18 protein-coding genes are annotated in these 18,217 nt (G+C 51.1%); 13 read left to right on the top strand and 5 right to left on the bottom strand.

Annotated elements, in window-relative coordinates:
- Positions 1-17: 17 nt before the first annotated feature.
- From E0E41_RS18795 to E0E41_RS01855, 8 genes are all read left to right on the top strand, one after another.
- Entirely contained in the window at positions 18-1,172 is a 1,155-nt protein-coding gene (locus E0E41_RS18795) for a hypothetical protein (RefSeq protein WP_242623653.1), read from the top strand.
- A 304-nt stretch (positions 1,173-1,476) separates the two neighbouring features.
- Complete coding sequence (locus E0E41_RS01830; RefSeq protein ID WP_412570075.1) at positions 1,477-1,794, top strand: DeoR family transcriptional regulator; 318 nt, start codon at positions 1,477-1,479, stop codon at positions 1,792-1,794.
- A 385-nt stretch (positions 1,795-2,179) separates the two neighbouring features.
- The gene (locus E0E41_RS01835) at positions 2,180-4,108 is read left to right on the top strand and encodes an ATP-dependent DNA helicase (protein WP_130868470.1); all 1,929 of its coding nucleotides are present in this window, start codon (positions 2,180-2,182) and stop codon (positions 4,106-4,108) included.
- Complete coding sequence (locus E0E41_RS18440; protein WP_006574319.1) at positions 4,108-4,254, top strand: SHOCT domain-containing protein; 147 nt, start codon at positions 4,108-4,110, stop codon at positions 4,252-4,254. The genes E0E41_RS01835 and E0E41_RS18440 overlap by 1 nt, the downstream gene beginning before the upstream one ends.
- Before the next feature lie 69 nt (positions 4,255-4,323).
- On the top strand, positions 4,324-5,871 hold the full coding sequence (locus tag E0E41_RS01840; RefSeq protein ID WP_130868471.1) for a recombinase family protein: 1,548 nt from the start codon (positions 4,324-4,326) through the stop codon (positions 5,869-5,871).
- Positions 5,872-5,874: 3 nt separating this feature from the next.
- Positions 5,875-6,651, top strand: coding sequence for a recombinase family protein (locus E0E41_RS01845; protein ID WP_008979991.1), 777 nt, complete (start codon positions 5,875-5,877; stop codon positions 6,649-6,651).
- 23 nt (positions 6,652-6,674) lie between these two features.
- Positions 6,675-8,312, top strand: coding sequence for a recombinase family protein (locus tag E0E41_RS01850; RefSeq protein ID WP_242623654.1), 1,638 nt, complete (start codon positions 6,675-6,677; stop codon positions 8,310-8,312).
- A gap of 25 nt (positions 8,313-8,337) precedes the next feature.
- Positions 8,338-9,087 (top strand): metallophosphoesterase family protein, encoded by a 750-nt coding sequence (locus E0E41_RS01855; protein WP_118642413.1) that lies wholly within the window; start codon positions 8,338-8,340, stop codon positions 9,085-9,087.
- Positions 9,088-9,607: 520 nt separating this feature from the next.
- Here E0E41_RS01855 and E0E41_RS01860 read toward each other — a convergent pair.
- Positions 9,608-10,366 carry an MATE family efflux transporter gene (locus E0E41_RS01860; RefSeq protein ID WP_130868472.1) on the bottom strand — a complete coding sequence of 253 codons (759 nt, stop codon included), beginning with the start codon at positions 10,364-10,366 and terminating at the stop codon, positions 9,608-9,610.
- Between the two features lie 95 nt (positions 10,367-10,461).
- Positions 10,462-10,968 (bottom strand): pyridoxamine 5'-phosphate oxidase family protein, encoded by a 507-nt coding sequence (locus E0E41_RS01865; protein ID WP_130870735.1) that lies wholly within the window; start codon positions 10,966-10,968, stop codon positions 10,462-10,464.
- 315 nt (positions 10,969-11,283) lie between these two features.
- Here E0E41_RS01865 and E0E41_RS01870 point away from each other — a divergent pair, with 315 nt between their 5' ends.
- The 5 genes from E0E41_RS01870 (at position 11,284) to E0E41_RS01890 (ending at position 15,214) form a co-directional block, all read left to right on the top strand.
- Positions 11,284-11,490, top strand: coding sequence for a hypothetical protein (locus E0E41_RS01870; protein WP_118636074.1), 207 nt, complete (start codon positions 11,284-11,286; stop codon positions 11,488-11,490).
- 58 nt (positions 11,491-11,548) lie between these two features.
- A complete protein-coding gene (locus E0E41_RS01875) occupies positions 11,549-13,192 on the top strand; it encodes a recombinase family protein (protein WP_106765277.1) in 1,644 nt (547 codons plus the stop codon).
- Positions 13,193-13,531: 339 nt separating this feature from the next.
- Positions 13,532-14,104 carry a GNAT family N-acetyltransferase gene (locus E0E41_RS01880; RefSeq protein ID WP_130868473.1) on the top strand — a complete coding sequence of 191 codons (573 nt, stop codon included), beginning with the start codon at positions 13,532-13,534 and terminating at the stop codon, positions 14,102-14,104.
- 17 nt (positions 14,105-14,121) lie between these two features.
- The gene (locus tag E0E41_RS18710) at positions 14,122-14,427 is read left to right on the top strand and encodes a DUF1801 domain-containing protein (RefSeq protein ID WP_242623656.1); all 306 of its coding nucleotides are present in this window, start codon (positions 14,122-14,124) and stop codon (positions 14,425-14,427) included.
- A gap of 337 nt (positions 14,428-14,764) precedes the next feature.
- Positions 14,765-15,214: a zinc ribbon domain-containing protein gene (locus E0E41_RS01890; RefSeq protein ID WP_130868474.1), complete on the top strand. Its 450-nt coding sequence runs from the start codon at positions 14,765-14,767 to the stop codon at positions 15,212-15,214.
- 84 nt (positions 15,215-15,298) lie between these two features.
- Here E0E41_RS01890 and E0E41_RS01895 read toward each other — a convergent pair whose 3' ends face one another.
- The 3 genes from E0E41_RS01895 to E0E41_RS01905 form a co-directional block, all read right to left on the bottom strand.
- Positions 15,299-15,922 (bottom strand): CatB-related O-acetyltransferase, encoded by a 624-nt coding sequence (locus tag E0E41_RS01895; protein WP_130868475.1) that lies wholly within the window; start codon positions 15,920-15,922, stop codon positions 15,299-15,301.
- Between the two features lie 15 nt (positions 15,923-15,937).
- Entirely contained in the window at positions 15,938-17,314 is a 1,377-nt protein-coding gene (locus E0E41_RS01900; protein ID WP_130868476.1) for an MATE family efflux transporter, read from the bottom strand.
- A 450-nt stretch (positions 17,315-17,764) separates the two neighbouring features.
- Positions 17,765-18,208, bottom strand: a complete 444-nt coding sequence (locus tag E0E41_RS01905) for a GNAT family N-acetyltransferase (protein WP_130868477.1) — start codon at positions 18,206-18,208, stop codon at positions 17,765-17,767.
- Between the last annotated feature and the right edge of the window lie 9 nt (positions 18,209-18,217).

Genomic DNA, 18,217 nt, shown 5'->3' on the forward strand with positions numbered 1-18,217 from the left:
AAATAGGAGGCTTCAACATGTCTGGTGTGCGTAAATCTGAACGCAAAAATCCCCAGCGAGATTTACCACCTAAACCTTCACCGTCTTACGATGAAGTTAAGAAAAAATTTGGTATGGAAAACATGACAATAGAAGAATTAACAGTTTTTCTTCGACATACCTCCCGATGGCTTGGTACTGATCTTACCACAAAATCGGTTAAAAACTATATCAAAACTATTTGTGACCATAGCGATGGGCTGTTGCGACCAGATGATTTTAAAGAAAATCCGGAAAACCCCAAAAGTTCATATTGCATACGGCCAGAATGTCAGGGACTACTAGTTGTCTTGATCAATTCTGAATATTTTGACGGACGCAAGAATGATCGTAGATTAAAGACCCGTTCTGACCTTAATAATCAATTAGCAAAAAATGTACGAGAGTATCTTACAGACAGCGATAAGCAGCTCGTCTTAAATAACCCAAGCTATGTCAATGCAGAATTAGAGGCTCAATTGTCCCGGCAAATCAACCAGCAACTCATCATTCTTTTACGTACTATGTACCATGTTTCACCAGTAATTCGATATAAACTGATGATGGAATTTATAAAACAGCTTGTGAACTTAAACGACTGGATGTCCAGACAAGATTCGAAGGAAATTGCTGCCCGTCTGGTTTATGCGCATGAGCTGGACGCAATACATGATGCACTGTATCAGAAAGGGCTTTTTTCCTCTAAATCGCTGGATGAATTACTCATCAACCTTCTTGCATTTCGTATGCATGACAAAGAATTCACTTATATTGAAGATAATGAGCAAATGACTCCAATAGGTGTGTATTTGGCTACTCTCATTTTTCAGAGTGAATTTCCTAAAGAATCTGAAACACAAAAACAGATGGATGACATCAATCGAGCAATAGAAAATCAATCACTCTATCAATGCATACAGGAAAAGGCCAAGAAGATTTTGGATTTAAGCAATCCTTTTGAGGAACAAATGTATTACGATCTGATGAATATGGCCAAAATGCGCTGTTGCACCCCGTATGTTTCTCCAGAAGATTACGATCGCATGGTGCGTTTTACAGAAAGCGCAATTGCAGATGACAAATGGGATATTATAAATAAATTTCTTCAATTAGGAAATCGGGCGCTATCTAAACAAGACATGGAAAAAAACTGAAGCAATATCTTTCCGTTTCTAATACAACTCTCGCATGGTAGCCTGGAAGCGCCAGATGAGAGTTGACTCAGAAATGTGCGCCGGGGCGCATCTGAATGACTTTAATTGTCATTTGGATGCGCCCCGGTTTTTTATTTCCAATATAGAGCGACGGACACGCCATGTCCGACGCTCACTCAGCAGAGATGCTATTCTATGTCCACCAAGGCCGGACTCATTTTTTCAAAAAAGTTTTTTAATCCGGACATGAGCTGTCCGCTTTAACCTGTATGATTCGGCCATGGAGGTGAAAGGGGGTGAGAGTGTGAGGATCAACGACCGGCAGCAGCAGATCATCAACCTGCTGTGCCAGCGGCGGAGCGATACCGTTCAGAATCTGGCGACGGAACTCGGCGTCTGCGAACGGACCATCCGCCGTGACATTGAAGAGCTCACACTCACCTACCCCCTTGAGACAGTCCGGGGCCGATATGGCGGCGGGGTAAGGATGGCCGACTGGTACTTTCAGGACCGGCCAAAGCTATCTCCCAAGCAGACCGCCCTGCTCAAGCGATTGGCGGTTGGACTGCACGGCGAGGACCTGGACGAAATGAACCAGATCCTGGCCCGTTTCGCTTCCTGAAGGAGCGCCCGCCGCTCCACGGCACCTTGAAAAGTTCATACCAGCAGTACGGAGAACCACCCGAACAGTCGAGCGTCATGCAGCGCGCGCCATGACACCCAGGGCATCTGCCCTGGGCCGAGCGAGAACGCCACCTGCATGGGGCGCTATGGCACGCGCTTTTGCAATGACGCTGTTTGGGTACATAATGAGACACCTCGCTTGGCCTGCGCGTAAGACAGGCGGCGCTGCCCCGGAGTTGAAAGCAGTAGAGACTCCAGGTAAAAGCCCGTGCGGCCTCTTGCCAGAAGCCGATCCGTACTGTTCCCCATCGTCGGGGGGCGAGCTGCAAATACGACGAGAATGAAAAAGAAAAATAACTCACTTATTCAAGGAGATTTTACAAATGATTAGTTATCATAACAGGCAGGTCGCACATCGTGAGATCGACCATATCTTTCAGGACCTCTTCCCAAGCCATGGCATGACGGCCCGGCCCAGCCAAATCGAGTTGAGCCACAAGATGCTGGATGCCATGATTCACAGCAAAATCGCTTTAAGTGACGCGGGAACGGGAATCGGCAAGACCTATGCCTATCTGGTGGCTGGTGTTTCTTTTTCTCGTGCGTTGAGCCGGGAGAACATCCCTTTCCAGCCCATCCTCATTTCCACCTCCAGCATCGCCCTGCAAACGGCGGTAAGGGAGGAATACATCCCGTTCCTCTCCTCTGTTCTTTTGGAGGATAAGCTGATCCAGGCCCCCATCCGGGCGGTCATTCGCAAAGGAAAAAGTCACTATGTCTGTGATGAGCGTCTGATGCGCCGCCTGCGGCAGGTAGACCTGGAACGAAAAAATCCGCTGGCCGCACAGGCACTCCTCTCCCTGCGGGATCATTTGGACGCAGACCAAGCCCCCCATCTCAGTCAGTATGACCGAAATCGTGTATGTGTCCCAACGATTTGTGATTGCCGCCGGGATGGCTGCCGGTACCTCTGCTATATGGAAGCCTGCAACTCTGACCGCTATCTGTTTCAGATCTGTAACCACAATCTGCTGCTGGCAGACGCCATCCATCGTGGCAGCGGTCACCGCCCCATCCTGCCGGACGTTGGCGCTTTGATCATTGATGAAGCACACAAGCTGCCTGAGACTGCCCGGCAGATGTTTGGCATTACCCTGGCAGCCAAGGACATCCGCACGCTGATCCGCACCCTACGGGCGGAACGATATCTGCTGGCATCGGAATCCCTGGCTGATATGGCGTCGGCGCTTCTGAAGCTTATGTCACTGCCTTATGATGGTGATCGCCCTTTTTCGGACTATGTCCGACACATGATAGGACCGGCCCGAACCCTGGCTACCATTCAGAGACAGATCGGCGGGGTACTGACACCAACTGCCAGAAAGGAATTGGATCGGATATCCTCCGCAATCCATCTGTTTTTGCAGGAACGCTCTGACCTGGTATTCTACACTGCGGCGGATGACGATGGCGGCACATTGCTGTGCGCCTCCATCTCCGACCTGACCGCCCAGCTCCAAGCAACACTCTGGTCACAGCCCCAGCCCGTCCTCCTTACTTCCGGGACGTTGGCCATAGGTAAAGACTTTTGTCGTTTCAAAGAGGAGGCTGGCCTCACCGATAACTCTCGGGTGGAGGAATCTGTTTCACCCTCTCCCTTTGATTACCGGAAAAACTGCCTGCTCTATTTTCCCACGATGCCGCCCAGGCAGCACGAAGCGGACTACTTTGCCAAGCTGGCCGAGGAGATCCGCACATTACTGATTGCGGTTCACGGCCATGCGTTGGTGCTGTTCACTTCTTATGCAGCCATGTCCGCTGTGAAGGATCGTTTGAAACAACAGCCCCTTCCGTTTCCGCTGTTTACCATGGGACGGAACGCCCCGCACACCATGGCCCAGTTCAAGGCGGCACCCGGAAGCGTCCTGTTTGCCACCGGCGCTGCCTGGGAGGGTTTTGACTTTCCCGGAGACTGTGTCTCTTTGCTGGTCATCCCCCGACTACCGTTCCAATATCCGGACGCCTTGCAAGAAAAAAAGAGAGAGGCATATCCTGATCTCCGCACGTTCATCCGGGCCGTGGCTGTGCCGGAGATGCAGATCAGACTCAAGCAAGGGTTTGGACGAGCCATCCGCTTGGAGACTGACACCTGTGCCATCGCCATTTTGGATGAACGAGCCGCCAAGGGTAGCCGTTACTTCCGGGATGTTCAATCCGCGCTGCCGGAAATGCCTGTCACAAGCAGCATCTATGCGGTAGAACGGTTTATCCGGCGGGTCAAGGATGAGAGCTACTTTGAGGAGGCTGCGTGATGGAGATCCGAAACGAACTGCGTTACCTGTTATCGGTGGGTCTATGGGAACGGATGGCTGCAGACGGCCTGCTGACCAAAGAAGAACTGGCCAGAGCCAAACGGTTGTCCGCAGAACGATACCGGCCCGGAACTGTTTGGGAATAGTGCTGGCTATTCCCGCAGGAGTGTGGTATGGTTTCGTTGCCGAAAAAGATGGAAGGAGGCGAATGAGAAATGGCTGAAGTACAAGTGATCCCACCCAAGGCAGCGAGACCAGACACCCTGCGGGTAGCAGCCTATTGCCGTGTCAGCTCCGACTCTGCGGACCAGCTCCACTCCTACGCCGCCCAGATCCGGGCTTATACGCAGGCGATCAACGCCCACGATGGCTGGGATCTGGTAGACATCTACGCAGATGAGGGCCTGACCGGCACGCGGATGGATAAGCGGGAGGACTTCAACCGCCTGATGGCAGACTGCCGGAAGGGCAAAATCGATAGGATCGTGGTCAAGTCCATCTCCCGATTTGCCCGGAACACCCGTGACTGCCTCGCCACCCTGCGGGAACTTTCCTCGCTGGGTGTGACCGTCAAGTTTGAAAAAGAGAATATCGACACTGGAACGCTCACCTCAGAACTGATGGTGAGCGTTTCCGCTTCTCTGGCCCAGGAGGAATCCATCTCCATCTCCAAAAACCAACGTATGAGCTATCAGCGCCGCATGGAGCGCGGGGAGTTTATTACCTGCTCCGCACCATTTGGATACCAAATCGTTGATGGTAAGAATCTTACAATCGTAGAGGATCAGGCAGAGATCGTAAAGTGGATTTTTGCAGCCTATCTTAGAGGATATAGCTCTGAGTGGATTGCCCAGGAGTTAAGTGAGAATGGGCCTGCCCCCCTTCATGGTGGGCAAAAATGGCATCAGCAGACCATTCGAAAGATCTTAACAAACGAGAAATACATTGGAGATGCCCTCTGCCAGAAAACCTACACAACCAACACATTTCCATATCGCAGGAAAGATAACCATGGTGAGGCGGACCAATATTATGTAGAACATACCCACCCTGCCATTATCAGCTATGAGGACTTTCAAAAAGTTCAGGAACTGCTGAAGCGGCGGGCAGAACGGCAGTCGATTCCACATGATCAGACCCCGCTTGCTCGGAAGATCATCTGTGGGCAGTGTGGGACGCTGTACATGCGGAGAATTTCGAAAGCTGGATACGTCTCCTGGGTATGTCGCAAGCATGACAGAAAAGCCGCCGACTGCCCCAACGGACGGATCAGCGAGGACAGCATCCATGCAGCATTCCTCCGGATGTATCGCAAGCTCCGCACCCATGACGGCATCGTGCTGGCACCTGTGCTGAGGCAAATGGATACTTTGTCAGATGCCCTGCACCGCGGCAACCCGGCCATGCTGGCGGTCAACACAGCCATCGCCACGGCATCCGAGCAGAGTTATCACCTCACAAAGCTGCACACGGCAGGTCTCCTGGACAAGGCTGCCTTATCCGCAAAGCAGGCGGAACTCAACGCCAAGCTGACAGAACTACGACGGGAGAGGCGAAAGCTGCTTTGCAATGAGGATATTGATGAGCAGGTCGATGCAATTCGCCTGACGATTGATACCATCCGAAATGGTCCGGAGACTCTGTCCAGCTTTGACGAAGCCCTGTTTACCAAGCTAGTGGAACGAATCGTTGTAGATACTCAGGGCACCATCCGCTTTCAACTATATGGCGGGTTTGAATTCCAAGAAACACTGGAGGCGTAGGCAATGGCAAATCGGAAGATATTGTATGGCTACCAGATCATACACGGCGATCTGGTCATCCAGGAGGAGGAACGACTCACTGTTCAAAATATATTTACCACCTATCTGGCCGGGTTATCCTATCAGGCACTGGCAGACCGGATGAATGCGGACAACATCCCGTTCTCTCAGGAATCGCCGCTGTGGAACAAGCACAAAATCAAGCGAATGCTGGAAAACTCTCGCTATGCCGGGGAAAATGGATACCCACCCATTATTGACCAAGATACCTTCCAGCAAGTGCAGGAAAAGATCTCAGAAAAGACAAGTGGGAAGTTTCCACGCCGGACGGAATCGGATGGCTTATGGCAAAAGCTGCGAAGCGGATGCTGTCAGACTCGCCTGCTCCGAACCGGAGGGCCAATCGGGCATACCGGAAACGTCCATCTGAAATGTTCTGCCTGCAGAAACGCATTTGTTGTCGGGAAGGAGGAACTGCTTGCGCAGACGGCACGGCAGCTTGCGGCACATGAAAAACCCATATGTAAGCCATACGCGCCCTCTGCGGAGGCTGTTCGCCTGGCCAATGCCATTAACCGGGCGTTGGAACAGCCAGGAGACGGTAAGGAGGCTCTCTCCCACATCCTGCAAGGGGCAGCTGCCCGGTATGCCTGCTGTGATGATGGTGTGGATACGGCTGTAAGCCAAACGCAGCCCGACCAAATCGACTGGGAACGCTTCGAACGAACGGTCTCCCATATCATAATCGGAACAGATAACGCAATCACCGTACACTTCTGATTAGGAACAGAAAGGACAGCAAAATGGAACAATCATCACTGGAACGCACCGTCCACCGTATTCCGGCATTACGCTCCAATGTAGCAGGCAACAAGACGAGACTCCATGGCAGGCAGCGGGTGGCGGCTTACTGCCGGGTCAGCACCGACAGCGAGGAGCAGATCAACAGCTACACCGCCCAGAAAGCCTACTACACCCAGAAAATTGAGGAGTCCCCAGATTGGGAACTGGCCGGGATCTTCGCGGACGAGGGGATCACCGGGACCAGTATGAAGAAGCGAAAAGAATTCAACCGGATGATCACCGCCTGCAAGCGGGGCAGGATCGACCTCATCCTGACAAAATCCCTCTCCCGTTTCGCACGAAATACAGTGGACTGCCTGGAGACTGTACGGATGCTGAAGGCCAGGGGGATCGGGGTCATCTTCGAAAAGGAAAATATCAATACGCTGACAGAGTCCAGCGAGTTCCTCATCACCCTGTTCAGCGGCTTTGCCCAGGCCGAGAGCGAATCCCTCAGCTCCAATATCCAGCTGGGCATCCGTATGGCAATGAAAGAGGGAAAGGTCAACTTCCACTACAGATCCATGCTGGGCTACCAAAGAGGAGCGGACGGTAAGCCGGAGATCGTACCGGAGGAGGCCGAGGTGGTGCGGCGAATCTACCGCCGGTACCTGGAGGGATGCAGTGAGGGCCAGATCCAGAGAGAACTTACCCAGGCCGGAGTCGCCACCGCAAAGGGTGTCAAGGCATGGTCCCATCAGATTGTGCATAACATCCTCACCAATGAAAAGTATGCGGGAGACGCCCTGCTGCAAAAGACCTTCACCACAGACTGCATAAGCAAGAAGGTCAAGAAGAATACCGGCGAGCTGCCGCAGTATTATATCAAAGACAACCACACTGCCATCATTCCAAGGGACATCTACCAGCGGGTACAGGAGGAAATGGCAAGGCGGACCAGCAGGCGGAAAATCCTGCAGAAAAGTGGAAAAACAGAACAGGGCAAGTATTCCGCCAAATATGCGCTCAGTGAGCGGCTGGTCTGTGGGGAGTGTGGTTCCCCCTATAAGCGGTGTACCTGGGCCAGAAACGGCCTCAAACGGATCGTCTGGCGGTGCGTCTCCCGGCTGGAATTCGGGAAAAAATACTGCCATAACTCGCCTTCCATGGCGGAGGACAAGCTGCATACCGCGATCCTCACGGTGCTTAACCGGGTAGTTGAAGCAAGCGATGGCTTGCAGGATGAACTTGCAGAGACGCTCCGAATGGTATGTACTCCGGAAGGGGACGGGAACAACCTGTTGGAATTAGAACGCAACATGGAAGCACTTACCGCACGGCAGAATACACTGTTGGATCAGGTATTGGCCCACATGGATGACCTGACACTAACAGAGCAACTCAAAGCCCTGCTGGAAGAAAAGCAGCACCTGCAGACACGGATCGATGCAGCGAAGAAGAAGGCAGCCAACAGAATCAACGAGGACTCACGTATGGCAGAGTACACAGCTTATCTGGAGGAGCACCTCAATGGCTTCCCTCACTATGATGACGAGATCGTTCGAAAGATGATTGAACGGGTCACTGTAGTCGATTCGGAAATAATCCGGGTCAAGTTCCGATACAGCGATTTGGAGATTGAACAGGCTGTATGCTAAAATAGAGACAAGGAGCGATTTACTTATGGAAATTTTTATCACAGGAGATACACATGGAGATTTCTGCCGGTTCCGGCCCGACATCTTCTATGAGCAGGAACACCTGACCAAGGAGGATTTGGTTCTGGTCTGTGGAGATTTTGGTGGAATCTGGCACGGTGACCCACGGGATGATGCAGGACTGGACTGGCTGGAGGACCGGCCATACACTACTGCATTTGTGCTTGGGAACCACGAAAACTATGACGCTTACAAAGACTACCCCAAAGAAGAATGGCATGGTGGACAGATCCAGAGGATACGTCCCTCCGTTCTGCACCTCATGCGAGGTCAGGTATATGAGCTCAATGGCAGGAAGTTTTTTACCATGGGCGGCGCTTCCTCCCATGATATCCAGGACGGCATCCTGGAACCGGACGATCCTGACTTCGAGGAAAAGTTCCAGCAACTCGAACAGCGCGGTGCGCTGTTTCGTGTGAACCATCATTCCTGGTGGGCCGAGGAACTGCCCAGCGAAGCGGAATATCTGGAAGCCAGAGCAAATCTGGCGCGTGTCCACTGGAATGTGGATTACATCATCAGCCACTGCTGCCCCTCCAGCATACAGGATGTGTTCAGCGGAGGAATGTTCAAAAAAGACGCACTGACCGAGTTCTTCGACGAAGTGCGTCAGAAATGTACCTTCCAGTACTGGTTCTTCGGCCACTATCACAGCAATATGGTGATCGAGAAAAGATATGCCATGCTATATGAGCAGATCATAAGACTGAAGTAAGACAAAGGGCTGTGCTGATGGTAGCTACTCATAAAACAGCATCAACAATCAACTGAAACAGGGTAGCTGCCATACGGATTGCCACAAAAGCGGGTAAGAGGTCAAAGACTTCTTGCCCGCTTTTTCTGTGCCGCGTGGAACGATAGAAAGGCATTTTTGCGCTTTCAAGGGATACGATACTACTTGTTCTGTTTCCGTTCTCTGCAAGTCGCATAAATCAAGGCTTTTCGCCTGCCTAAATGTCCACGCTGGCATGGCAAAATGTTACGCAGTAGACCGCCATTTTTGAGGGTGGGGATATAAACACTCAACTCTTGTGTTTTCAAGTCTGCAAAACCGCGTTGTGTAAGGCGCTCTCGCTCTCTATTGCGTAACACATCATCATAGATTGAGGGCGCAAGCGGTCTATCCGTTTGCGCCCTCTTGATTACCCGACAGCAAAGACGGGCAAAGCCGTCAAGGACGCGAAGCGCGAAGTTTATCCTTGACGGCTTTTTCTGCCTTTGCTACTTGTCATCTGTCAAAGCGGAACTTGGGTAGTGCTTCCATTAGTAAACTCCATGATAAAGGACGGGAAGCCAAGTACATAGACCGAGCAAATGCTCCGCCACTTCAGTTTGAATTTCGTTAAGTACAAATCCCCGCGCTTGAATATGAAATGGGGCAGCATAATTAAAACGCTGAAAATGGGGCCAAGTGCGGTAGCCAATGCTGCACCGGCAATCCCCATGTTCAATGGGTACATAAACACATAGTCCAAGACAATATTTGATACAGAGCCAAACATGAGGGCAAACATGGCAAGTTTTGGACGGTTATCATTACGCACCAGACCGCTTAACAAGAAACTGAAAAGCAGGAATGGGGAAAAGGTAATGATGTACCACATATAACTGATTGCTTCATCATGGATAACCGGAGTTGAGCCTAAAAGTTCAGCAAGCGGGTGAATAAAAATATTTCCCAATACGCTAATCAACAGCCCCATAACAGCCGTACATAGGGCGGCAAGGCTAAAAATGTGGCGTGCTTTTTCTTTCTCACCTTGACCGAGATGTGAGGAAATCAAAACGCCCGCGCCTGTGGCAACTGCCATAGACAATGCAATTAGTATCTCGACAAGCGGAACAGAAACGGCAGCGGCGGCCATAGCGTCGCGGCCAAGTCGATTGCCAATGAATACACCGTCAACAATCATATAGACCGAGTTAAACAGCAACCCTATCATTTGCGGTACGGCATATTTGGCAAATAAAGTGTGTGATTTGCCTTCATACATGATAATCAATCCTCCTAACAAATAAAAAAAGGCCAGCGTTTGTGTAACGCTGGCCTACTACACAATAAAATGAAACCCCGGCGGGCTGATTTTATTTACAGTCTATTTAATTTTTCCTTTTCTTTTACAAGTCCTATCGCCTCTTTTCCTGTTATGTGGTCGATTTTCATTTCCAACATACAAAGAGGTTTCAACCCGCGGCTTATGGCATCATCACGGTTTGCGGCAGTATCTTCCGGCGCATATTTGATTGCCAGTTTTTCCATCGCTGCTCTCTTTTCGAGATCACCTTCGATTATCCGTATTTGTCCAAAAGCAATTACACTTCTAAAATAAGTTGTGTACTCCTCCGGCACAACTAAATCTTTATCAATCACACAAAACGACGCTTTTGCAGTTCTTTGAATAGCGTCTATTTTATGACCGTTTTTTGCGCCGTGAAAATAGATTTTCCCGTCGTCATACACATAACTGATTGGAACGGCGTAGGGATAATCGTTGTCGCCCAAAAGGGCAAGCACACCAGATGTCCCCTTATGCAGAATATCCGCAATCTCTTGCCGCGATAGTTCCTGTTTTTTTTGCCTCATTTCTCGAAATATCATATTGACCTCCACAAAAAAATAGACGTTTTTTTTTACTCCTTCCATGGCCGACTGGAGTAAGAATAAGCGTTTCTCGGCAGAAACATATTTTTATTTAGAATATCACAAATTGCATGGTAAGTCAATATCATTTTCCGGATTTTCATTTTTATATAGTGAGGGGGAAAGTGCAACAAAAGCTGCCTTTCAAACGGGATATTGAGTGAGAGAAAGTAAAGGGTTTGGGATTTTCCCAACAAGCCAAAATCGCAAATGGGTACTCATTTGCTGTGCTTGCTCCCTACTCAAAACAAAGGAAAGGACGGGAAAGGAATGGAAAAGAAGCGAACAATCAAAGACGGGCAAATCGTTGTAAAAAATCCACTCTATCAAGAGTTGCCCACACACGAAGTTACAATTCAATCCGGCAGGACGTTCTATCGTTTTACGGGAAGCTACGACGGAAGCCGAAGCCTACCCCATAAAGTTTTACGGCTTATGGGGCACTCCCCTATTGATGAAAAAGACGAGGAGCGTTAAAATGAGTATAAGCAATCCTGTAATGGCAGACTGCCCGCCGATGAAAGGAGCAGAAACGATGTTAAGGCAGTCTGGCAAGATTACCGCCCTCTATTGCCGCCTATCCCGCGACGATGAACTAACGGGCGACAGCAACAGCATTGTAAATCAAAAGGCGATTTTAAGTAAGTACGCAAAGGAAAATCATTTTTCAAATCCATTGTTTTTCGTGGACGATGGATATTCCGGGACAAACTTCAACCGTCCAAGTTGGAGCGAACTTTTGGAAAAAATCGAAAACGGCGAAGTGTCCACCTTGATCGTCAAGGATATGTCGCGGCTTGGGCGTGATTATCTGAAAGTGGGATTTTATACCGAAGTCCTGTTCGTGGAAAAGGGCGTGCGTTTTATAGCTATTAACAACGGCATAGACAGCGCAAACCAGCAGGACAGCGACTTTACCCCCTTTCTCAATATCATCAACGAGTGGTATGCGAAAGACACCAGCAAGAAGATACGCGCGGTGATGAAGTCAAAAGGCGAAGCGGGGGAACACCTCTGCACCAACCCGCCATACGGCTACAGGAAAGACCCGGAAAACAAAAAGCGGTGGATTATCGACCCCGAAGCTGCCGAAGTTGTCAAGCGGATATTCGCCCTTTGTCTGGACGGTTACGGGCCGTCGCAGATTGCCCGTATTCTGAAAGATGATAAAGTCATAACGCCGACAATCCATTTTCAGCAGACAGGCAGGGCGACAAGGAACGCGCCGCCGGATAATCCCTTTAACTGGACGGGCGATACAATAGCCGACATTTTGGAGCGTCCGGAATATCAAGGGCATACAGTAAACTTCAAAACCTACAAGCAGTCCTACAAGAGCAAAAAGACCTGCAATAATCCCGAAGAAAAATGGCTTGTGTTTGAAAATACCCACGAAGCAATCATTGACGCTGACACATGGGCGCGGGTGCAGGAATTGCGGAAGAACAAACGCCGCCCGACGAGGACAGGAAAGACAAATATGTTTTCCGGCATTGTGCGCTGCGCCGATTGCGGTGAAAAGCTGTATTACTGCACAAGCAGGAACTTTGAAGCAAGGCAAGACCACTTTGTCTGCTCTACTTCAAGGCTCAAAGGGAAAGAGGTTTGCGCGACGCATTTTATCCGCGCCGTTGTCTTGGAACGGGGCGTACTCGCCCACATGAGAATGACGATTGCCTGTGTTGCGAACCATGAAGAACAATTCCGCAAGGCTATGGGTGCGAAGCAGAAAGCCGAAGCAAAAAGAGAACTCGCGGCGAAGCGTCGGCAACTGACGCAGGCAGAACGACGGATAGAAGAACTTGACCGACTATTCAAGCGTATTTATGAGGACAACGTAGGCGGAAAACTATCTGACAGCAGATTTCAAATGCTCTCTGACGACTACGAGCAGGAGCAGAAAGAACTGCGGGAAAAGCTGTTGCGGTTGAATGAAGAAATTACAGAACAAGAGGAACAGGCAGAGAATATCGACAGGTTTATCTGCAAGGTGCGGAAGTATCTCGACTTGAACGAGCTGACACCCACTATCCTAAACGACATGGTAAAGGCGGTATATGTTCACGCGCCGGACAAGTCGAAGGGTTATCGGGAACAACAGATTGACATTTCCTATGACCTTGTAGGAATACTCCCCGCGTCTTTACTGATTGACCTGCAAAACGGAGAAACGGCATAGCCGAAGCTACGCCGTTTCCTGAAAACATTCTTATGCTGTTTTATGCGTGCCGCCCCGACGCACGGCCCTTTTTTCGCCTCTGTTTGCACACGGCTTTGTCAGTATGTCATATGGGGGTTCGGAAATGGCTTGAAAAAAGCGCAGAAAAACAAAAACAAAAGTTGCGCAAAACCCTGAATCCATTGAGCCGCAAGGCTTTCCAGGCTGTATCTTTTTCGGCAACAAAAGACAAAAATCCGTCAAAATCTTGTGATTTTGGCGGATTTTTCTTAACTTTTACAACAAAACTATTCTATTAGATTTCACTATCCATTTTTACTTTTCTTGAGGTGCCGAAATATGGTGATCGAGACAAAACGGCTGATCCTGCGACCCTTTCTGGAGACGGATGCGGCGGATGTTTACGAATATCTGAAAGAGCCAGCGGTCAACTGCTTTGCCGGCATGAAACTGCACTCTCTGGACGAGGCCAGGGAGGAGATGAAAAAGCGACTTGGCGAGACGGAGTACTATTTTGCTATCACCCTGAAGGGCGACGGCAAGGTAATCGGCGAGATCGACGCCTACCCGGAGGCGGGCGAGCCCCATGCAGGCGAGGACGCCCCGCAGGACACTTTCAGCCCTTGCTGGATGCTCAACGAGGCCTATCAGGGCAAAGGGTACGCCTTCGAGGCGGCCCAGGCCTTCTTTGACTATCTCTTCTCCCAAAAGGGCGCAAGGCGAATTTGCGCCTACACCGAAGACTATAATCTTTCCAGCCAGCACCTGTGCGGGAAACTGGGCATGCGTCGGGAGGGCATGTTCCTGGAATTCATCTCCTTCGTGAACAATCCCGACGGAACCCCCAGGTATGAAAACACGGTGCAGTATGCCATCCTGAAAAAAGAGTGGGACCGGCAGCAGTCCCAATAGGCAGTTGGAGGTATGATATGGGCGCAGCTTCTGTTTCGGAGTATGTGGCATCGCTGAACGAAGAGCAGCGGCAGCATGTCAGCGCATTCATTGACTTTATGAGTGCAGAATATCCGCAGTTGACTCCTAAAATCTCCTTTTCCATGCCCATGTGGCTGCTGGGGAAAAAGATGTACGAGGGATGTGTGGCAGTTTCCGCCGCGAAAAGCCACTTCTCCATTCATTTTTCCGACGAAGAGTTTCTGAACCGGGCCAGATGCAAAATGAAGAAGTGCTGCCTGACTAAAAGGTCACATCACCTGCGCAGATTGCGAGGAATATAAACACTGCGAGACCGTCCAGGCCTTTCTCAACCATTCCGGCTACAAATACTCCAAATACAAGCAGGCACTGGAGTTCATCCGCGCCCACGGCTACTCTGCCTTTCTGAAAGCGGCGGAACACTGGACAGGCGCCTACGGCAAGTACCCGAAATCAGATTTCTGAAAGAGATGATACCGCCCGCTGAAATCCGTGGATGTTCAGCGGGCGGTATTCTTTGTATATAGCTTGTTAAATACTGATACGCCTGATGCGAGAGCAAAGCAGGATTGAGGCAACAGCCAGTTGCTTTGCTTTTTGCTCCCACTGTGGTACAATTCGGGCAAGGTGGTGATCAACATGGATGCCAAAGAAATCCTTCTGGAGCTGCGCACCAGGCACGGACTCTCCCAGGAGCAGCTGGCGGAACAAGTGCATGTGACCCGTCAGGCGGTTTCCCGCTGGGAGACCGGTGAAACGGTGCCCAACACAGAAACTTTGAAGCTGCTCTCCAGGCTGTTTGATGTCTCCATCAACACCCTGCTGGGTTCGCCCAGGGAGTTGATCTGCCAGTGCTGTGGTATGCCTCTGGAGGATGCTAATATCAGCCGGGAGCCGGACGGCACCTTCAACGAGGAATATTGCAAGTGGTGCTATACTGACGGGAAATTCGTCTACACAAGCCTTGAGGAACTGCTGAATTTTCTGGAAAGTCATATGTCCAATGAAGCCTGGCCCCCGGAGCAGGTCAGAGCCTACTTTGAAGCTCAGTTGCCAAAGCTGAACCACTGGAAACAGCCCGAGACATGAATACGTCCCTCTGAAATCTGCGATTTCAGAGGGACGTATTTTTTGCTCTGTGTCATTTAAGCCAGAACTTTACGGCAAAACAGGTCATCTGATTTGATCCAGCTGTCCCGATTGTATTGCGTCCAGATTGGCCTGGATCCGTTTCTCCGGCCAGTCCCACCACTGCAATTCCAACAGCGCGGCAATTGTGTCCTCAGAAAAACGCTTTCGGATCGGCTTGGCCGGGACACCGCCCACAATGGTATAGGGCGGTACATCCTTCGTCACGATGGCCCGGGCACCGATGATGGCTCCGTCACCAACCGTCACCCCCGCCAGGATGACTGCCTCGTAGCCGATCCACACATCATTTCCTATGACAATGTCACCCTTGTTGTCCCAGGCGTTGGCCACCTGACTCCGGTCCAGTCCCCACTCCCCAAAGAAGATAGGAAAGGGATAGGTGGAGAGGGATTGCAGGCTGTGGTTGGCGCTGTTGAAGAGGAACTTTGCCCCACAGGCGATGGAGCAGAACTTGCCGATCACCAGCCGGTCATGGTTGACGGGATAGTGATACAGCACGTTGTTCTTCTCAAAGTCAACGGGGTCATGGGCAAAGTCGTTATACATGGTGTAGTCCCCCACAAGGATGCTGGGATCTGTCACGACTTGGTTGAGATAGACAGTCTGTGTATCTCCTGTCCGGGGATAGATCCTGGATGGATTCATATTCTTTTCCTCCTCTTAGTTGTTTTGGCTGCCCTCTCCCAAATGCTCACGCACCAGCGTTTTTCTTTCCCAGACTCTGCTTTTGAAATAGATGAGCCCCACCAGGGCGGGAAGGATGGGCGACAGGGCCTGGCCCAGATAGATTCCGTGAAAGCCCATGGAAAGGGAAAAGGCCAGCAGCCACCCCACCGGCAGGCGCACCACCACCGCGTCCAGCAGGGCATTGACCATGGCCACATGGGCCGCGCCCACGCCGATGGCAAAGGAATCCAGCGTGTACATGGCGGCATAGACCAAGCTGTTCACGCCGCAGCACAAGCGCAGGTACAGTACGCCAACCCGGATCACCTCCGGGCTGGTGCTGTCAAACAGGCGGATGAGAGGTTCCGCCAGAAGCTGGACTGTTACGACCACCGCCGCTGTGGCCGCAAGGTTCAGCAGCAGACCGGACCGCACCACTTGGCGGACCCGCTGAATTCGGCCGGCTCCCACACACTGGCCCACCATGGCAGTGATTGCCTGTCCGATGGCCCAGCAGTGCATCCCAGCAAAGGTGTTAATTTTCAGTCCTACACCGGAGGCAGCGGCCACCGAGGTGCCAAAGGGATTGAGCATCCCCGTCACCAGCAGATAGGCGGTGTTCACTACCACCATCTGGATGGCAGTGGGCAGGCCTACCTTCAAAATGGCCAGCAGGATTTCCCGGCGAAATTCCATTTTTCCGTGGGGAAATTTCCATGGACGCCGTCGCAGATAGGCCAGTGAGCCCACAAAGGAAACGCCCTGGGCCGTGATCGTGGCCCATGCTGCGCCGACGGTGCCCATGGAACACGGCCCTACCAGCAGTACATCCAGCAAGACATTGAGAATCGTGGCGACACCTACGAAAAAGAGGGGTGTTTTAGAATCGCCCAGGCCTTTCAGAATGGAGCAGACTGTATTGTAGCCAAAGACGAATACGGTCCCCCAGCAGATGATCTCCATATAGCCGCAGGCATCTGAATAGGCCTCCGCCGGAACATCCAGCGCCCGGAACAGAGGCTCATAGACGGCAAGACCGAGCATGGTAACTACAACGGAGGCCGCCAATGACAGGAGAAACAGCATTCCGATGGTGTCACGCTGTCCCTTTTGGTCGCCCGCCCCCTTGTACTGGGCAACCAAAACACTCCCGCCCATGGTCAAGCCGATACAGAGGGAGTTGATGATAAAGCACAGCATGGAGGCGTTGCTGATGGCGGCCATGCCGATCTCACCCACCATTTTCCCTACCACCAGCATATCCACCACATTGTAGAAGGCCTGCAGCAGGTTGGCCAGAAAAAGCGGGAAGGCAAACCGGAGCAGTTTTTTCGGCACGCTCCCGGTCAATAAATCTTGTTCTTGGGTCATGTAGTATCTTCCTTTCAAAAAACAGAGGGCAGCACAGTGCTGTGCGCCCTCTGTTCCATTACTCTTAAAATGGGCATAACAAAAGGCCGCGGACAAAACATCGTCCGCGGCCCAAAATCAAAAATCTTGCCCTGTCAGTTTGTAAAAAGGGTACAAAAACCAAAGGCAGTGATTTTCTGCCCCGGCCTCTCGGTTTTACAACTTGACAGTCCGAAAAGGCTCCGCACAATGTTTTGTGGTATCCACTTGTACGGAGCCGAAATCAATACAGAATTTTCCGAACAACATCGTGCTCACCTCGCTTTCCTACCATGAATACTATAACCATGTGCCGCAGCCTGTCAATGTCCGCCTGACGGCCTACCATTGATAGGGCAGAGCGCTGACATCACCGCATCCGTCATGTCAGTGACAACTGCCCAATTCGTTCGCAGCGCTCACTCTCCATGTTTACAGTCTCCTTTGCAGATACACCATATCTACCATCTGTACCCCGCACTCGTAGATAGGGTGGTCGTAGTGGTCAATGAAAAAGTCCTTGACCAGATGGTGTCTGCGAAAGCCGCAGGATTCATAGAAGGGGATGGTGGAGGGGCTATCTCCGGTTCCCACCTGCAGCACCGCATACTGTCCTGTGTAGGTTCGGACGAGAAAGTCCACTATGGCTTTTCCATAGCCCTTGCCCTGAGCGGCAGGCTCCACAGCGACGTTCTTCAGCTCCAGGATACCGTTTCCTTCGTCGGTTACCACGCATTCCGCCTTGACACCGTCATTCTCCAGCACATACATGGTCCCACGCTCCAGATAGCGGTCCACCATGTTCTCCTGCTCGTCGGCCAGCAACAGCAAATCCAGGTATCTCTTTTTATCAGTCTCCACTTTTCTGATTTCCATAGGCACACC

It is taken from the genome of Intestinimonas massiliensis (ex Afouda et al. 2020), assembly GCF_900626285.1.
Classification (GTDB): Bacteria; Bacillota; Clostridia; order Oscillospirales; family Oscillospiraceae; genus Flavonifractor; species Flavonifractor massiliensis_A.